This is a genomic window from Herbaspirillum seropedicae (genome assembly GCF_001040945.1).
Classification (GTDB): Bacteria; Pseudomonadota; Gammaproteobacteria; order Burkholderiales; family Burkholderiaceae_D; genus Herbaspirillum; species Herbaspirillum seropedicae.
In genome coordinates this window covers 1,984,464-1,998,694 of record NZ_CP011930.1, presented here as the reverse complement: position 1 = coordinate 1,998,694, position 14,231 = coordinate 1,984,464, and the positions used below count along the sequence as shown (strand labels likewise).

Below are 14,231 nucleotides of genomic sequence, written 5' to 3'. Positions count from 1 at the left end.
ACTGCCCTCTTAGCGCGCGATGGTGTTGGTGCGCTTGATCTTGTTCTGCAGCTGGATCACGCCATACAGCAGCGCCTCAGCCGTCGGCGGGCAACCCGGGACATACACGTCCACCGGCACGATGCGATCGCAACCCCGCACCACCGAGTAGGAATAGTGATAGTAGCCACCACCATTGGCACAGGAGCCCATGGAGATGACCCAGCGCGGTTCCGGCATCTGGTCATAGACCTTGCGCAGCGCCGGCGCCATCTTGTTGCACAGGGTGCCGGCTACGATCATCAGGTCGGACTGGCGCGGCGACGGACGGAACACCGCACCGAAGCGGTCCAGGTCGTAACGCGAAGCACCGACGTGCATCATCTCAACTGCGCAGCAGGCCAGACCGAAGGTCATGGGCCACAGGGATCCGGTACGGGTCCAGTTGATTACCTTATCCAGCGAGGTGGTAACAAACCCCTCATTCAATACGCCTTCAATAGACATGGCTTACTCCCAATCCAGGGCACCCTTTTTCCAGATGTACCAAAATCCGACAACAAATTCAGCGATGAAGACCATCATCGTGACGAAACCTTGCCAGCCCAGCTCACGCATGGACACGCCCCAAGGGAAGAAGAAGGCGGTTTCCAGATCAAACAGGATGAACAGGATGGCGATCAGGTAGTAGCGCACATCGAACTTCATGCGCGCATCTTCGAATGCTTCAAAACCGCATTCGTAAGGAGAAGTTTTTTGAGCGTCCGGCTTGTGCGGACCAAGAAGACGACCGAGGAGCTGGGGAGCGACACCGACGCCGATGCCAACAAGAATAAACAGGAGGACTGGGAAGTAATTTTCGAGGTTCACGATTGGCCGCTATGCGTTGGTTTATCGATGGGAATGATTCTCAATATCAATCAGAAACTTCCTCGACAAAAAGCCAGCTCAGGCACGAAGACCTTCGCTGGCTTTTCATTTCATTTCTATGGTGCCGACGACGAGACTCGAACTCGTACAGCTTTCGCCACTACCCCCTCAAGATAGCGTGTCTACCAATTTCACCACGTCGGCCTGAGACTGCTATTGTACCTTCATTTGTTACTCTTGTTCAATGCACAATCAGCTAAAAAGAAAGATTCTTATCGTTTTATTCTTCGATTATTTCAGATTCAGCAAAGGCTTATTTCGGAATCTGATTGGACTGGTCGCCAGGCTTGCCAGCTTCGGCCGGTGCAGCGGGCGCAGCCGGGGCCGCTTGTTGAGCCGGGACGGCAGGCGCCTGCAGATTATCCATCACACCGCCGCTTTGCGAAACATGGTGATTGCCGATGAAGGCCAGACCCAGGGTCGCCGCGAAGAAGATGGCAGCAGCCACAGCGGTCGACTTGGACAGGAAGTTGGACGAGCCGGTCGCGCCAAAGAGGCTGCCGGACGCGCCGGAACCGAAAGCCGCACCCATGTCGGCACCCTTACCGTGCTGCAACAGCACCAGACCGATGATTGCCAGCGCCGCCAGCACCTGAACTACCACTACCACCAAAGACAAAGTATTCATTTGAACCAATCCACTCTTGATATTTCGACTGCCTGCCACCGAGTATCTCCCGCGCGGCTGACAAACCCCTTACTTGAAACCTGAACCGCCTGCCTGAAACTCAGGCCGCCGCATTGATGATCGCGAGGAAATCCGCCGCCTTCAACGCCGCACCACCGATGAGACCCCCATCGATGTCACCCATGGCCAGCAACTGCTGGGCATTATCGGGCTTCATGCTGCCGCCGTACAGGATGCATACCTTGGCAGCAGCTTCCGCGCTCTTGGCGCCCAGACGCGCGCGCAACATCGCATGCACTTCCTGCGCCATCTCGGGCGTAGCGGTCTTGCCGGTGCCGATTGCCCAGACCGGCTCATAAGCCACGACGATGCGGGCAGCCTCTTCCGCGCTCAGCGCAGCCAGCACGACATCGAGCTGACCACCCACGACGGCATTGGTCTGGCCGGCTTCACGCTGCTCCAGCGTCTCGCCCACACACACCAGCGGCACTAACCCGGCCTTGAGCGCAGCCACCGTCTTGGCCGCCACCGCTGCATCGGACTCGCCATGATAGGCGCGACGCTCGGAGTGACCCAGGATGACGTACTGCACACCGAATTCCTGCAACATGGATGCCGACACCTCGCCGGTATAGGCGCCCGAAGCATGGGCGGACATATCCTGCGCACCCAGCCCCACCGGCGAACCGGCCACAAGCGCCTGCACCTGCGCCAGGTAAGGCGCCGGCACGCAGACGGCCACATCGCAAGCCTGGGCCGCGAGCCCTTCCTTGATGCCGGCCACCAGGGCAGCATTGGCAGCCAGGCTGCCATTCATTTTCCAGTTACCGGCTACAAGTTTGCGACGCATAGGCTGTGTTCGTTGAATTCGGTTTCGATTTGGATAACCCCACATTGTAGCCGCTTGCCATCCACACGGTCAAACCAGACCGACCGCCTGAGACCCAGCAGCCCCACCGACTCATAGCTCCAGCATGATCTTGCCGATATGGGTGCTGCCTTCCATCATGGCGTGCGCCTGCGCAGCCTGCTCCAGGGGAAAGCGATGATGGATCACCGGCCGGATCTTGCCGGCCTCGATCAGGGGCCAGACATGTTCACGCAGCTTGGCCGCGATGGCGGCCTTGAAGGCCACGGGACGCGGACGCAAGGTCGAGCCCGTAATGGTCAGGCGACGACGCATCACCTGCCCCATGTCCAGCTGTCCCTTGGCCCCGCCCAGCTGGGCGATGAAGACCAGGCGGCCATCGTCGGCCAAGGCCTTGATCTCGCGCGGCAGATAGTCGCCGCCCACCATGTCCAGGATCACATCCACGCCACGGCCGCCGGTCAATTCCTTGACCACGGCCTCGAAATCCTCGGTCTTGTAGTTGATGGCGCGCTCAGCCCCCAGCTCTTCGCAGGCGCGGCACTTCTCGGCGCTGCCGGCGGTAGCAAACACGCGGTGCCCCAGCGCGCGGGCGATCTGGATGGCCGTCACGCCAATGCCGGACGAACCACCCTGCACCAGCAGGGTTTCTTCACCCGACAGTTGTCCGCGGTCGAACACATTGCTCCACACCGTGAAGTAGTTTTCCGGCAGGGCTGCCGCCTCCAGCGCGCTCAAACCCTTGGGCACAGGCAGGCACTGGGCCAGCGGCGCAGCGCAGAATTCCGCATAGCCGCCGCCCTGCACCAGCGCGCAGACCAGGTCGCCCAGCTTGAAACCACTGTCGCCCAAGTCGCCGGCCACGATCTCGCCCGCCACTTCCAGGCCGGGCAGGTCGGAAGCGCCAGGCGGGACCGGATAGTTGCCGGTTCGCTGGAACACATCCGGACGATTCACGCCCGCGGCGTGGACCTTGATGAGTACCTCACCGGCCTTCAGTTCCGGCACGGGCCGTTCGCAGGCCTGCAATACCTCAGGCCCGCCGAATTCCTTGATCTCGATTGCGCGCATGTGTCCTATCCTTCATTGAATGGAGTGTGATGGGTCTCAAAGCGAGGCCGCCGCCCGTGCTGCCGTGTCGTACAGCCCGGAGGCATTGCGCAGCAATTGCGCAGCCTCGCCGATGGCCTGGTTGGGAATGCCACTCTCGGCCTGGACCTCGATGAGGCAGCGCTCGCGTACCTCGCGGTACTTCATGCACAGCGCCTGCCCGGCCGGGGTGGTCGAGAACAGCAGTTCCTTGCCCGCCTTCTCGCTCTTGACGTAGCCGGCCTTGACCAACTTCTTCAAGGCATAGGTGACCACGTGGGTGTCCTCGACGTTCAATACGAAACAGATATCGGCCAGTTTTTTCTTGCGGTCACGGTGATTGACGTGATGCAACAGCGACACCTCGATGGCCGTCATGTCCTTGGCGCCAGCGGCGGCCATGCAACGCACCATCCAGCGGTTGAAGGCATTGCAGGCCATGATGAGCGCATATTCGAGCTCGGACAGCTCGGCGCTGCGTTCGGACACCAGGTGCTGGGACGACACGATCTTGGTCGGTCGCGGGGCCATGACCACGTCTTGCGCATCAGGCTGGACGGGGCTGGACGTCTCGTTGTTCTCTTGGCTCATGGGAAGCGGATAAGTCAGGGCGACGAAATGGCAACACTATAACGTAAAGACCAAATAAATAATTTATCGACATATTGTTTATATTTTCTTTGGAATGTAATATCCGCAAAAAAGCAGGGCATCACCAGACGCACCTTGACCCCGTCGGCGGCATCGGCGGGTTCTCAACAAAAATCAACGGCGAGGCAAGAGACACATGCAGCCACAGCTCCACCCTTTGGGCGATCGCGCACTGCTATGCAGTCTGCCGGCGCCCGCCACCCTGCCCCAGCAGCAGCGCATCTGGGCGCTGGCCGAACTGGCCGGCCAATGGGAAGAAGTCAGCGAAGTCGTGCCCGGCATGAACAACCTGACGCTCATCACCACACGCCCCGTGGTCGACCTGGAGATCCTGGCGCACCGCATCGAGACGACCTGGCCCAAGCTTAGCGGCGAGCGCAGCGTCGGGCGCACGGTCGAGATCCCGGTGGTCTACGGCGGCAGCGCCGGCCCTGACCTCGACAACGTGGCGCGCCATACCGGCCTGTCGACAGAGGAAGTGATCGCCCGTCACAGCAATGCCGAGTACGTCGTCTACTTCCTGGGCTTCCTGCCCGGCTTCGCCTACATGGGCGGACTCGACGCCAGCCTGGCGACTCCGCGCCACACTACGCCGCGCGTGAGCATCCCGGCCGGATCGGTCGGCATCGGCGGCGAACAGACCGGCGTCTACCCAATGGCCTCGCCGGGGGGCTGGCAACTCATCGGCCGCACCACCCTGCAACTGTTCGACCCTTCCCAGGAACCGCCCACGCTGCTGCGTCCCGGCGACCGTGTACGCTTTACCGTGGAGCGCGTAGCCTCATGATCGACATCATCCAACCCGGCATGCTGGCCTCGGTGCAGGACATGGGCCGCTACGGCCATCGCCGCCTGGGCATCCATCCCGGCGGCGCGCTCAATACCCTGGCCCTGGCCAGCGCCAACCTGCTGGTCGGCAATCCGGTCGATGCGGCAGGGCTGGAAATCACCATGGGCGTGGCCGAGCTGCGCTTCACCCGGGCCACCCGCATCGCCCTCGGTGGCGACGACATCGGCGCCACGCTCGATGGCAAGCCCATCGCGGCATGCTGGAGCATTCCGGTGCGCGCCGGCAGCATCCTCAAACTGAGCTTGGCCGCCGCCGATTCGCCCGAGCAGGCGCCGCGTCACAGCATGCGCACCTACCTGGCCGTGGCCGGCGGCATCGATGTGCCGCTGGTGCTGGGTTCGCGCAGTACCGATCTCAAGGCCGGTTTCGGCGGCCATCAAGGACGTGCGCTCAAACGCGGCGACAAGCTGCCCATCGGCGATGCGCAAGCCGCTGCCGCCGCCGTCCACGGCCCTGCCTTCGGTGTCCGTTCGCCGCGCTGGAGCGGCCTGGCCCTGCGCGCCGACGAACATAGCCAGCACGTCACGCTGCGCGTGCTGCCCGCTCCCGAATTCGACCAGTTCAGCAAGAGTGCGCGCGAAGCGCTCTGGTCCGATACCTGGCGCGTCACACCCAACAGCAACCGCATGGGCTATCGCCTCGAAGGCCCGGAACTCAAGCGCAAGCAGGGCCGCGACATGCTCTCGCACGGCGTAGTGCCGGGCGTGATCCAGGTGCCGCCCTCGGGCCAGCCCATCATCCTGATGGGCGATGCGCAGACCACCGGCGGCTATCCCAAGATCGGCGTGATCATCGGCGCCGACCTGTGGAAGCTGGCGCAAGCGCCGCTGAACGCCACGCTGCGGCTGGAACCCTGCGAGATGGCCGATGCCCTGGCCGCCGCCGAAGAACAGCAACGCTACCTCGACTCCATCCGCGCCACGGTCGCCGCATTGGACTGGTCGCGCGCCACGCTCTACAAGAAATAAGGGAACGCCATGCATATCGATCTCAATGCCGACCTCGGCGAAGGCTGCGACACCGACGAACAACTGCTGACCCTGGTCAGCTCCGCCAACATCGCCTGCGGCTGGCATGCAGGCGATGCCAATACCATGCGCCGCAGCGTGCGCTGGGCGATCCAGAATCACGTGGCCATCGGCGCACACCCCAGCTTCCCCGATCGCGAGAACTTCGGCCGCAGCGCCATGCAATTGCCGCCCGAGGAAATCGTCAGCGGCATGCTCTATCAGCTCGGCGCGCTCGAGGCCATCGTGCGCGCTGAAGGCGGCCGCATGACCCACGTCAAGCCGCACGGCGCGCTCTACAACCAGGCCGCCAAGGATGCCGTGCTGGCCAATGCCATCTGCGCTGCCATCCGCACCTTCAATCCCGAGCTGAGCCTGTATGGCCTGGCCGGCAGCGAACTGATCGCCGCCGCCCGCCATGCCGACCTCAATGCGGTGGAAGAAGTCTTCGCCGATCGCGCCTATGAAGCCGATGGCAGCCTGGTGGCGCGCAGCAAGCCGGGCGCCCTGATCGACAACGATGCCGACGCCATCGCCCAGACCCTGATGCTGGTCAAGCAAAAGAAGGTCAAGGCCATCGACGGCAGCATCGTCGAAGTCAATGCACAGACCGTATGCCTGCACGGAGATGGCGCGCATGCACTGGATTTTGCGCGCCAGATTCGGGCGCGCCTGCACGAAGAGCGCATCGCGGTGCGCGCGGCGGCGTGAGACGGTGTGAGATGTCTTACGCAACATCGCACCATGCGGGAATGTGCGCCGTACGACAGGATTCAAGGTAGTCACAAGCGGTAGTTCTGTTCCAACCACAAGAAGAAAAGTCGCCAGTACGAGGCCCGCGAGGCCGCAGGAAAAGTCACGTCCCGACACTACAGTGATTGCCGCAAAGCCAGACCCGGCAAGGCTTTGCGCGATGCAGTTGGCACGGACCTTGCACTAGGACGATAGGATCTTTTCCACATTCACATAGGGAGTTTTTCATGGAGAGTACGACACTGCTGCCCCTGATCGGGATACCGATCGTCGTGGCCGGTTTTGCCTTGCGTTTCAATCCGCTGCTGGTGGTCACGGTCGCGGGCCTCACCACCGGCCTGTCGGTGGGCATGGATTTCGGCATGCTGCTGGAAACCTTCGGCGAGAAGTTCGTCAACAGCCGTTCGCTGGCGACCTTCCTGCTGATCCTGCCCATCATCGGCCTGTTGGAACATTATGGTCTGAAGGAGCGTGCCCAGGCCTGGATCTCCAGCATCGCCAGCGCCACCTCGGCGCGCATCCTGATGCTCTACTTCATCCTGCGTGAAGGCACGGCCGCCCTCGGCCTGATCTACCTCGGTGGCCAGGCGCAGACCGTGCGTCCGCTGCTGGCGCCGATGGCTGAGGGGGCTGCAGTGAACGCCTATGGCGAAGACCTGCCGCAACACATCCGCGACAAGATCAAGGCGCATGCTGCGGCGTGCGACAACATCGCGGTCTTCTTCGGCGAAGACATCTTCATCGCCTTTGGCGCGGTGCTGCTCATGGACGCCTTCCTGAAGGAAAACGGCATCACCAATATCGAGCCGCTGCACATCGGCCTGTGGGCCATCCCCACTGCCCTGTCGGCACTGGTGATCCACATGTTCCGCCTGACCCGCCTCGACGCTTCCATCCGCCGCGATGTCGATGCGTGGAAGGCCACCCAATCCGCTGCCAAGGTGTCCGCATGAATACGCTCATCTCGATCAATCGCATCTACTACCTCATCGGCATCATCGTCATGATGCTGACCGTCATGACCCTGCGCGACAAGGGCAACCCCAAGCGCTTCACCACGGCGCTGTTCTGGTTCCTCTTCGGCGCGGTCTTCCTGTTCGGTGACCTGCTGGTGGAAAACCTCGGCAAGTCCATGGCCCACCGTATCATCGGCGGCACCGTCATCATCATCTCCCTGATCGCCGGCACCGGCCTGCTCTCCATGGGCAGCTATGCCACCTCCACGCATGAAGAACGCGTGGCGTCCTCCAAGCGACTGGGCAACTGGCTGTTCTTCCCCGCAGTGTTGATCCCGGTGATCACGGTGGCCTGTACCGTGCTGCTCAAGGGCGTCTCGGTGGGCGGCGTGATGCTGCTGGACCAGAAGCAGCTCACGCTGGCGGCTCTGTGCGTGGCCTGCGTGTGTGCACTCATCGCCGGTTGCGTGCTGACCCGTGGCACGCCACTGCAAGCGGTACGCCAGTCGCGCCGCCTGGTGGATTCCATCGGCTGGGCCGCCATCCTGCCGCTGATGCTGGCCATGCTGGGTGGCGTCTTCGTGGCGGCCAAGACCGGTACGTCGGTACAGCAGGTGGTGAGCCTGTTCGTCAATCCCGACAACCGTTTCCTGGTGGTGGTGATCTACTGCGTGGGCATGGCGCTGTTCACCATGGTGATGGGTAACGCCTTCGCCGCCTTCCCGGTGATGAGCGCCGGCATCGCCCTGCCCTTCCTGATCCTGGGCCATCACGCCGACCCGGCGCCGCTGGTGGCCATCGGCATGTACTCCGGTTATTGCGGCACGCTGATGACGCCGATGGCGGCCAACTACAACATCGTGCCGGCGGCGCTGCTGGAACTGAAGAACAAGTACCAGGTCATCAAGGTGCAGATCCCGACCGCGCTGACGCTGCTGACGGTGAACGTGTTCCTGATGTACTTCCTCGCCTTCCGCTGATCTGTTCGGAGGGCCGGACCTGGCCGCAGACGATGCTGGCCAGGTCTCCCACATTGCCTCAAGGAGTCCCCATGCAACTCACACTGGAACGGGCTGAAGAGTTTGCCCGCATGCCGCTGGCCTATCTGCGCCAGGAATATCCGAATCACATCATGCACGTGCTCAATGACGCCGGGGATGTGCTCTCTCCGCGCGCCATGCATCCGGTGTTCTATGGCTGCTATGACTGGCACTCGGCTGTGCATGGCTTCTGGCTGCTGCTGCGCTGCGTACAGCGTTATCCCGAGCTGCCCGCGCGCGCTGAGGTCGAGGCCATTTTCGATGAACACTTTACGCCCGAACTGATGGAGCGCGAGACCGATTATTTCCGCGTCGGTGGCCGCGCCTCATTCGAACGTCCCTATGGCTTCGGCTGGATACTCGCACTGGACCAGGAACTGGCGCAATCCACGTTGCCGCGTGCTGCTAGCTGGCGCACCGCGATGCAGCCACTGACGCTGGAGATCCGCCGCCGCTTGCTGGAGTACCTGTCCAAGCTGAGCTATCCGATCCGGGTTGGCACGCACTACAACACCGCCTTCGCCCTGGCGCTGTCGCTGGATCAGGCGCGCCATGTCAAGGATATCGAACTGGAACAGGTCATCCTGGCCAGCGCACAGCGCTACTACGGCAAGGACACCGACTATCCTGCCCACTATGAACCCGGCGGCGACGAGTACATCTCTGGCGCGCTCACCGAGGCGCTCCTGATGAGCAAGGTCCTGTCGGCGCAAGCCTTCGCCGCCTGGTTCGACCAGTACCTACCGCGTGTGGCAGAGATCGAGCAGATCATGCAGCCGGCCCTCGTCTCCGACCCGACCGATCCCAAGATCGCCCACCTGGACGGCCTGAACCTCTCGCGCGCCTGGTGCATGAAGACCGTGCTGCGCCACCTGCCCGCGGGCCACGCCGCACGCAGCGCCATCGAGGCTGCCATCCAGCGCCACATCGCGGCCTCCATCGACCAGGTCGTCGGCAGCCACTACAGCGGCGGCCACTGGCTGGCCAGTTTCGCCATGCTGGCGCTGGAAGACTGAGCCACACTCGGCATCCCTGCAAGAAAGAAGAAAGCCCTCGCTTCCGTCACCGGAAACGAGGGCTTTCTGCTGATGGGCCGAGAGGGCCTATTCAGCCGCTTCCTTGCGCAAGGGCGACTGCTCGGCCTGCGTCGGCATGGTCGCCGAAATGACCCGGGCACTGCGCTTGAAGGTGAAATACGCCCAGGCCCAATCGGCCATCACCATGATGCGGTTGCGGAAACCGATCAGGAAATACACGTGCACGAACAGCCAGAACAACCAGGCCGGATAGCCCGAGAACTTGAGCTTGCCCACCATGGCGATGGCCGCCTTGCGGCCGATCGTGGCCAGTGAGCCATAGTCTTGGTAGACAAAGGTCTCCGGCGTCTGGCCGGCAATGCGGTGCTTGATGTTGCGTGCCGCCACGCGCCCCATCTGCTTGGCCGCCGGCGACACGCCCGGTACCGGCTTGCCCTCCGACTGCGCCGCCGCCAGGTCGCCGATGACATAGACATCATCATGCCCGGCGATATTGAGCTCGGGCGACACCGGCACACGGCCGGCGCGGTCCAGCTCCACCCCCAGGGCACGGCCCAGCGGCGAGGCGGCCACCCCGGCCGACCAGATCACGGTGCGGGTGGACAAGGTCTGTTCGCCATCGAAGTTGGTATAACGCACGCAGGTCTCATCGATATGCACCACGCGGCTGCCGGTACGCACGTCCACGCCCAGCTTCTGCAATTGCTCGCGCGCCTTGTCGGAAAGGTCGGGCGGATAGGCGCCCAGGATGCGGTCCGATCCTTCGATGAGCACCACCCGCGCCGAATGCGGATCGATGTTGCGGAATTCCCCGGCCAGGGTGTGGCGGGCAATCTCTACCAGCGTACCCGCCATTTCGACGCCGGTCGCGCCGCCGCCGATGACGGTAAAGGTCAGCCATTCCTGGCGGCGTCGCGCATCGCTCTCACGCTCGGCGCGCTCGAAGGCCATCAGGATGCGCTTGCGGATCTCGAAGGCATCTTCCAGGGTCTTCAGGCCGGGCGCCAGGCTGCTCCACTCATCCCGCCCGAAATAGCTGTGGGTGGAACCGGCGGCCACGATCAGGTGGTCGTAGGCCATCGTGCTGCCGTCTTCGAGCTGCACTGTCTTGGCGGCGGTGTCGATGCCCGTCACGGCGGCCATCAAGGTGGTCAGGTTGCGCTGGTGCGCCAGGATGGCGCGGATCGGTGCGCTGATGGCCGGGGCCGACAGCCCTGCCGTGGCCACCTGGTAGAGCAGCGGCTGGAACAGGTGGTGGTTGCTGCGATCGATCATGGTGATGCGCACCTCGGCATTGGCCAGTTCGCGCGCGGCGGCCAGGCCGCCGAATCCACAACCGATGATGACTACGTGGGGCATTGCCTTCCTTTCAAAAGTAACCTGTTGTTCTGTCCGCGCAAACCCGTCCCTCTGACGTGGCCGGGTTGCGCAGCTGTCCCCTACTCTCTATTCGGATATGCCTGCATGGCAGTATCGCCCGCGCCTCCCCTGATGAGCGCGGCATACCAGGACATTGATGTCCCTCAATGCAGACCGACAGAATCGCATACTTTTGGTTCGAAATCACGTGGGCAGATTGTCCGCTCCCCCGGTAGCCGATCCCGGCAAAAAAAAATCCCCCGGCCTTGCGGCACGGGGGACTTCCTTGTTACCTGGTCAGACCTGCCGGGACAAGCTCATCGGCTGCCCGCGGCAGACGGTCTTACTGGGCTTCTTGCGGAGCAGCAGCTTCGCCGCCTTCTTCAGCCTGGGCAGCCTTCATCGACAGCTTCAGGCGGCCACGGTCATCGGTTTCCAGAACCTTGACGCGCACTTGCTGGCCTTCCTTCAGGTAGTCGGCCACGGCATTGACGCGCTCGTTGGCGATCTGGCTGATGTGCAGCAGGCCATCCTTGCCCGGCAGGACCTGGACGATGGCGCCGAAGTCCAGCAGCTTCAGGACGGTGCCTTCGTAGATCTTGCCCACTTCCACGGAAGCGGTCAGCTCTTCGATGCGGCGCTTGGCTTCCTGGCCAGCCGACGCATCCACGGAGGCGATGGTGACCACGCCTTCGTCGCTGATGTCGATCTGGGTGCCGGTTTCTTCGGTCAGGGCGCGAATGACTGCGCCGCCCTTGCCGATCACGTCACGGATCTTTTCCGGGTTGATCTTGATGGTGATCAGGCGCGGTGCGAAGTCGGACAGCTCGGCACGGCCGGCCGGCACGGCTTCCTGCATCTTGCCCAGGATGTGGTGGCGGCCTTCCTTGGCCTGCTCCAGCGCGACCTGCATGATTTCCTTGGTGATGCCCTGGATCTTGATGTCCATCTGCAGGGCGGTAATGCCGTTGGCAGTACCGGCCACCTTGAAGTCCATGTCGCCCAGGTGATCTTCATCGCCCAGGATGTCGGTCAGCACGGCGAACTTGTTGCCTTCCTTGATCAGGCCCATGGCGATGCCGGCCACGTGGGCCTTCATCGGCACACCGGCGTCCATCAATGCCAGGCAGCCGCCGCACACCGACGCCATCGAGGAGGAACCGTTGGACTCGGTGATTTCCGAGACCAGGCGCACCGAGTAGCTGAACTCGTCAGCCGCCGGCAGCGCGGCGATCAGCGCGCGCTTGGCCAGGCGGCCGTGGCCGATTTCGCGGCGCTTCGGGGTGCCCACGCGACCGGTTTCGCCGGTGGCGAACGGAGGCATGTTGTAGTGGAGCATGAAGCGGTCGGAGTATTCACCCAGCAGACCATCGATCTTCTGTTCGTCGCGTGCGGTACCCAGGGTCGCGATGACCAGGGCTTGCGTTTCGCCACGGGTGAACAGGGCCGAACCGTGGGTACGCGGCAGCACGCCGGTACGGATCGAGATCGGACGCACGGTGCGGGTGTCGCGGCCGTCGATGCGGGGTTCGCCTTCCAGGATCTGCGAACGCACGATCTTGGCTTCCAGGTCGAACAGGATGGAACCGACTTCGGCAGCATCCGCAGCCACGCCGTTGTTGGCAGCGGCTTCAGCGACCAGGGCTTCGTTGACCTGGGCGGTCACGGCCTTGAGCTTTTCGGTACGGGCTTGCTTGTCCTTGGTCTGGTAGGCTTCGCGCAGCGGGCCTTCGGCCAGTTGAGAGACGCGGGCGATCAAGGCTTCGTTCTTGGCCGGGGCGGTCCACTGGACTTCCGGCTTGCCGCCGTCACGCACCAGGGCGTGGATGGCTTCGATGACGGCCTTGGACTGGTCGTGACCGAACACGACGGCGCCCAGCATGACTTCTTCGGACAGCTGGTCGGCTTCGGATTCCACCATCAGCACGGCGGTCTCGGTACCGGCCACCACCAGGTCCAGTTGCGAGGACTTGAGCTGCGAAGTGGTCGGGTTCAGGACGTACTGGCCGTCGATGTAACCCACGCGGGCTGCGCCCACCGGGCCATTGAAGGGGATGCCGGCCAGCGACAGGGCGGCCGAGGCGCCGATCATGGCGGGGATGTCAGGATCGATCTCAGGGTTCACCGACAGCACGTGGATGATCACCTGCACTTCGTTGAGGTAGCCTTCCGGGAACAGCGGGCGGATCGGACGATCGATCAGGCGCGAGGTCAGGGTTTCCTTTTCGGAAGGCTTGCCTTCACGCTTGAAGAAACCACCGGGGATACGGCCGGCTGCATAGGTCTTCTCGATGTAGTCGACGGTCAGCGGGAAGAAGTCCTGGCCGGGCTTGGCTTCCTTGCGGGCCACCACGGTAGCCAGGATGACGGTGTCTTCCACCGACACCACCACGGCGCCAGAAGCCTGGCGAGCGATTTCGCCGGTTTCCAGGGTCACTTGATGCTGACCGTACTGGAAGGTCTTGGTTACTTTATTGAACACGGTATTTCCTTTCTTTTATGGAGCCGGCCCCGACTGTGTCCGCGGTGCACGACTTCCTTTTGCCGACAGATTTTCAGGCGCTGTCGTTCACCTCACCACAGTGACCGGCGAGACCGGCCACTCACGACGAACGCGGCAATGTGCTGCCTGCCGCGATGAAACAATGATGCATTCTTGCCCGGCGGGCGCTTTGCGCTTGCCTCAGCCAGACTTACGCCTGAGCTTGCGGAATCGCAAAAAACAAAATGCCCGCATCAACGAGTGACGCAGGCATTTCGTGGTGGTCCGGGGCAGACACCCCGGGACCCAGACGCGGAGTCAAATTACTTACGCAGACCGAGTTTCTCGATCAGGGCGCGGTAACGGTCAGCGTCCTTGTTCTTCAGGTAGGACAGCAGGCTCTTGCGACGGTTGACCATCTTGATCAGGCCACGACGGGAGTGGTGATCCTTGACGTGGGCCTTGAAGTGGCCGTTCAGGTCGTTGATGCGTGCGGTCAGCAGAGCGACTTGCACTTCCGGAGAACCGGTGTCGTTCGTGCCGCGGGCGTTTTCGGAGATAATGGCAGCCTTGGCTGCTTTTTCGATGGACATTGCTTTTAC

The 14,231-nt window shown here is 62.7% G+C and carries 15 protein-coding genes and 1 tRNA gene; 6 read left to right on the top strand and 10 right to left on the bottom strand.

Annotation, left to right across the window (positions count from 1 at the left end):
* Positions 1-9: 9 nt before the first annotated feature.
* The 7 genes from ACP92_RS08790 to ACP92_RS08760 form a co-directional block, all read right to left on the bottom strand.
* Entirely contained in the window at positions 10-486 is a 477-nt protein-coding gene (locus ACP92_RS08790; protein ID WP_006712940.1) for a NuoB/complex I 20 kDa subunit family protein, read from the bottom strand.
* Positions 487-489: 3 nt separating this feature from the next.
* Positions 490-849: an NADH-quinone oxidoreductase subunit A gene (locus tag ACP92_RS08785; RefSeq protein ID WP_006712939.1), complete on the bottom strand. Its 360-nt coding sequence runs from the start codon at positions 847-849 to the stop codon at positions 490-492.
* A 119-nt stretch (positions 850-968) separates the two neighbouring features.
* Positions 969-1,053: transfer RNA gene (locus tag ACP92_RS08780), tRNA-Leu, on the bottom strand.
* A gap of 109 nt (positions 1,054-1,162) precedes the next feature.
* Positions 1,163-1,537, bottom strand: a complete 375-nt coding sequence (gene secG, locus ACP92_RS08775; RefSeq protein ID WP_075257778.1) for a preprotein translocase subunit SecG — start codon at positions 1,535-1,537, stop codon at positions 1,163-1,165.
* Positions 1,538-1,637: 100 nt separating this feature from the next.
* The gene (tpiA, locus tag ACP92_RS08770; protein ID WP_013233774.1) at positions 1,638-2,387 is read right to left on the bottom strand and encodes a triose-phosphate isomerase; all 750 of its coding nucleotides are present in this window, start codon (positions 2,385-2,387) and stop codon (positions 1,638-1,640) included.
* 111 nt (positions 2,388-2,498) lie between these two features.
* Positions 2,499-3,476 (bottom strand): NAD(P)H-quinone oxidoreductase, encoded by a 978-nt coding sequence (locus tag ACP92_RS08765; RefSeq protein ID WP_013233773.1) that lies wholly within the window; start codon positions 3,474-3,476, stop codon positions 2,499-2,501.
* 36 nt (positions 3,477-3,512) lie between these two features.
* Positions 3,513-4,025 (bottom strand): winged helix DNA-binding protein, encoded by a 513-nt coding sequence (locus ACP92_RS08760; protein ID WP_048348685.1) that lies wholly within the window; start codon positions 4,023-4,025, stop codon positions 3,513-3,515.
* Positions 4,026-4,281: 256 nt separating this feature from the next.
* Here ACP92_RS08760 and pxpB point away from each other — a divergent pair, with 256 nt between their 5' ends.
* From pxpB to ACP92_RS08730, 6 genes are all read left to right on the top strand, one after another.
* Positions 4,282-4,932 (top strand): 5-oxoprolinase subunit PxpB, encoded by a 651-nt coding sequence (pxpB, locus tag ACP92_RS08755; protein WP_013233771.1) that lies wholly within the window; start codon positions 4,282-4,284, stop codon positions 4,930-4,932.
* Positions 4,929-5,963, top strand: a complete 1,035-nt coding sequence (locus ACP92_RS08750) for a 5-oxoprolinase subunit C family protein (RefSeq protein WP_013233770.1) — start codon at positions 4,929-4,931, stop codon at positions 5,961-5,963. Before pxpB ends, ACP92_RS08750 begins: the two co-directional genes overlap by 4 nt.
* A gap of 9 nt (positions 5,964-5,972) precedes the next feature.
* The gene (pxpA, locus tag ACP92_RS08745) at positions 5,973-6,713 is read left to right on the top strand and encodes a 5-oxoprolinase subunit PxpA (RefSeq protein WP_013233769.1); all 741 of its coding nucleotides are present in this window, start codon (positions 5,973-5,975) and stop codon (positions 6,711-6,713) included.
* 269 nt (positions 6,714-6,982) lie between these two features.
* Positions 6,983-7,708, top strand: a complete 726-nt coding sequence (locus ACP92_RS08740) for a DUF969 domain-containing protein (protein WP_013233768.1) — start codon at positions 6,983-6,985, stop codon at positions 7,706-7,708.
* Positions 7,705-8,691, top strand: a complete 987-nt coding sequence (locus tag ACP92_RS08735; RefSeq protein WP_013233767.1) for a DUF979 domain-containing protein — start codon at positions 7,705-7,707, stop codon at positions 8,689-8,691. The genes ACP92_RS08740 and ACP92_RS08735 overlap by 4 nt, the downstream gene beginning before the upstream one ends.
* 71 nt (positions 8,692-8,762) lie before the next feature.
* Complete coding sequence (locus ACP92_RS08730) at positions 8,763-9,767, top strand: DUF2891 domain-containing protein (RefSeq protein ID WP_013233766.1); 1,005 nt, start codon at positions 8,763-8,765, stop codon at positions 9,765-9,767.
* A gap of 87 nt (positions 9,768-9,854) precedes the next feature.
* On the opposite strand, the gene ACP92_RS08725 is transcribed toward ACP92_RS08730, so the two are convergent.
* The 3 genes from ACP92_RS08725 to rpsO all read right to left on the bottom strand — a co-directional run bounded on the left by ACP92_RS08725 (position 9,855) and on the right by rpsO (position 14,222).
* Positions 9,855-11,147 (bottom strand): NAD(P)/FAD-dependent oxidoreductase, encoded by a 1,293-nt coding sequence (locus ACP92_RS08725; protein ID WP_013233765.1) that lies wholly within the window; start codon positions 11,145-11,147, stop codon positions 9,855-9,857.
* Positions 11,148-11,490: 343 nt separating this feature from the next.
* Positions 11,491-13,629 carry a polyribonucleotide nucleotidyltransferase gene (pnp, locus tag ACP92_RS08720; RefSeq protein WP_013233764.1) on the bottom strand — a complete coding sequence of 713 codons (2,139 nt, stop codon included), beginning with the start codon at positions 13,627-13,629 and terminating at the stop codon, positions 11,491-11,493.
* Between the two features lie 323 nt (positions 13,630-13,952).
* Positions 13,953-14,222: a 30S ribosomal protein S15 gene (gene rpsO, locus ACP92_RS08715; protein WP_006712917.1), complete on the bottom strand. Its 270-nt coding sequence runs from the start codon at positions 14,220-14,222 to the stop codon at positions 13,953-13,955.
* Between the last annotated feature and the right edge of the window lie 9 nt (positions 14,223-14,231).

Excerpts from the sequence above, each read along its gene's own strand:
- pxpB (WP_013233771.1), top strand. The coding sequence starts at position 4,282 with ATGCAGCCACAGCTCCACCCTTTGGGCGATCGCGCACTGCTATGCAGT.
- secG (WP_075257778.1), bottom strand. The coding sequence starts at position 1,537 with ATGAATACTTTGTCTTTGGTGGTAGTGGTAGTTCAGGTGCTGGCGGCG.
- ACP92_RS08735 (WP_013233767.1), top strand. The coding sequence starts at position 7,705 with ATGAATACGCTCATCTCGATCAATCGCATCTACTACCTCATCGGCATC.
- ACP92_RS08760 (WP_048348685.1), bottom strand. The coding sequence starts at position 4,025 with ATGGCCCCGCGACCGACCAAGATCGTGTCGTCCCAGCACCTGGTGTCC.
- ACP92_RS08730 (WP_013233766.1), top strand. The coding sequence starts at position 8,763 with ATGCAACTCACACTGGAACGGGCTGAAGAGTTTGCCCGCATGCCGCTG.
- ACP92_RS08790 (WP_006712940.1), bottom strand. The coding sequence starts at position 486 with ATGTCTATTGAAGGCGTATTGAATGAGGGGTTTGTTACCACCTCGCTG.
- ACP92_RS08765 (WP_013233773.1), bottom strand. The coding sequence starts at position 3,476 with ATGCGCGCAATCGAGATCAAGGAATTCGGCGGGCCTGAGGTATTGCAG.
- rpsO (WP_006712917.1), bottom strand. The coding sequence starts at position 14,222 with ATGTCCATCGAAAAAGCAGCCAAGGCTGCCATTATCTCCGAAAACGCC.
- pxpA (WP_013233769.1), top strand. The coding sequence starts at position 5,973 with ATGCATATCGATCTCAATGCCGACCTCGGCGAAGGCTGCGACACCGAC.
- ACP92_RS08725 (WP_013233765.1), bottom strand. The coding sequence starts at position 11,147 with ATGCCCCACGTAGTCATCATCGGTTGTGGATTCGGCGGCCTGGCCGCC.
- ACP92_RS08750 (WP_013233770.1), top strand. The coding sequence starts at position 4,929 with ATGATCGACATCATCCAACCCGGCATGCTGGCCTCGGTGCAGGACATG.
- ACP92_RS08740 (WP_013233768.1), top strand. The coding sequence starts at position 6,983 with ATGGAGAGTACGACACTGCTGCCCCTGATCGGGATACCGATCGTCGTG.
- tpiA (WP_013233774.1), bottom strand. The coding sequence starts at position 2,387 with ATGCGTCGCAAACTTGTAGCCGGTAACTGGAAAATGAATGGCAGCCTG.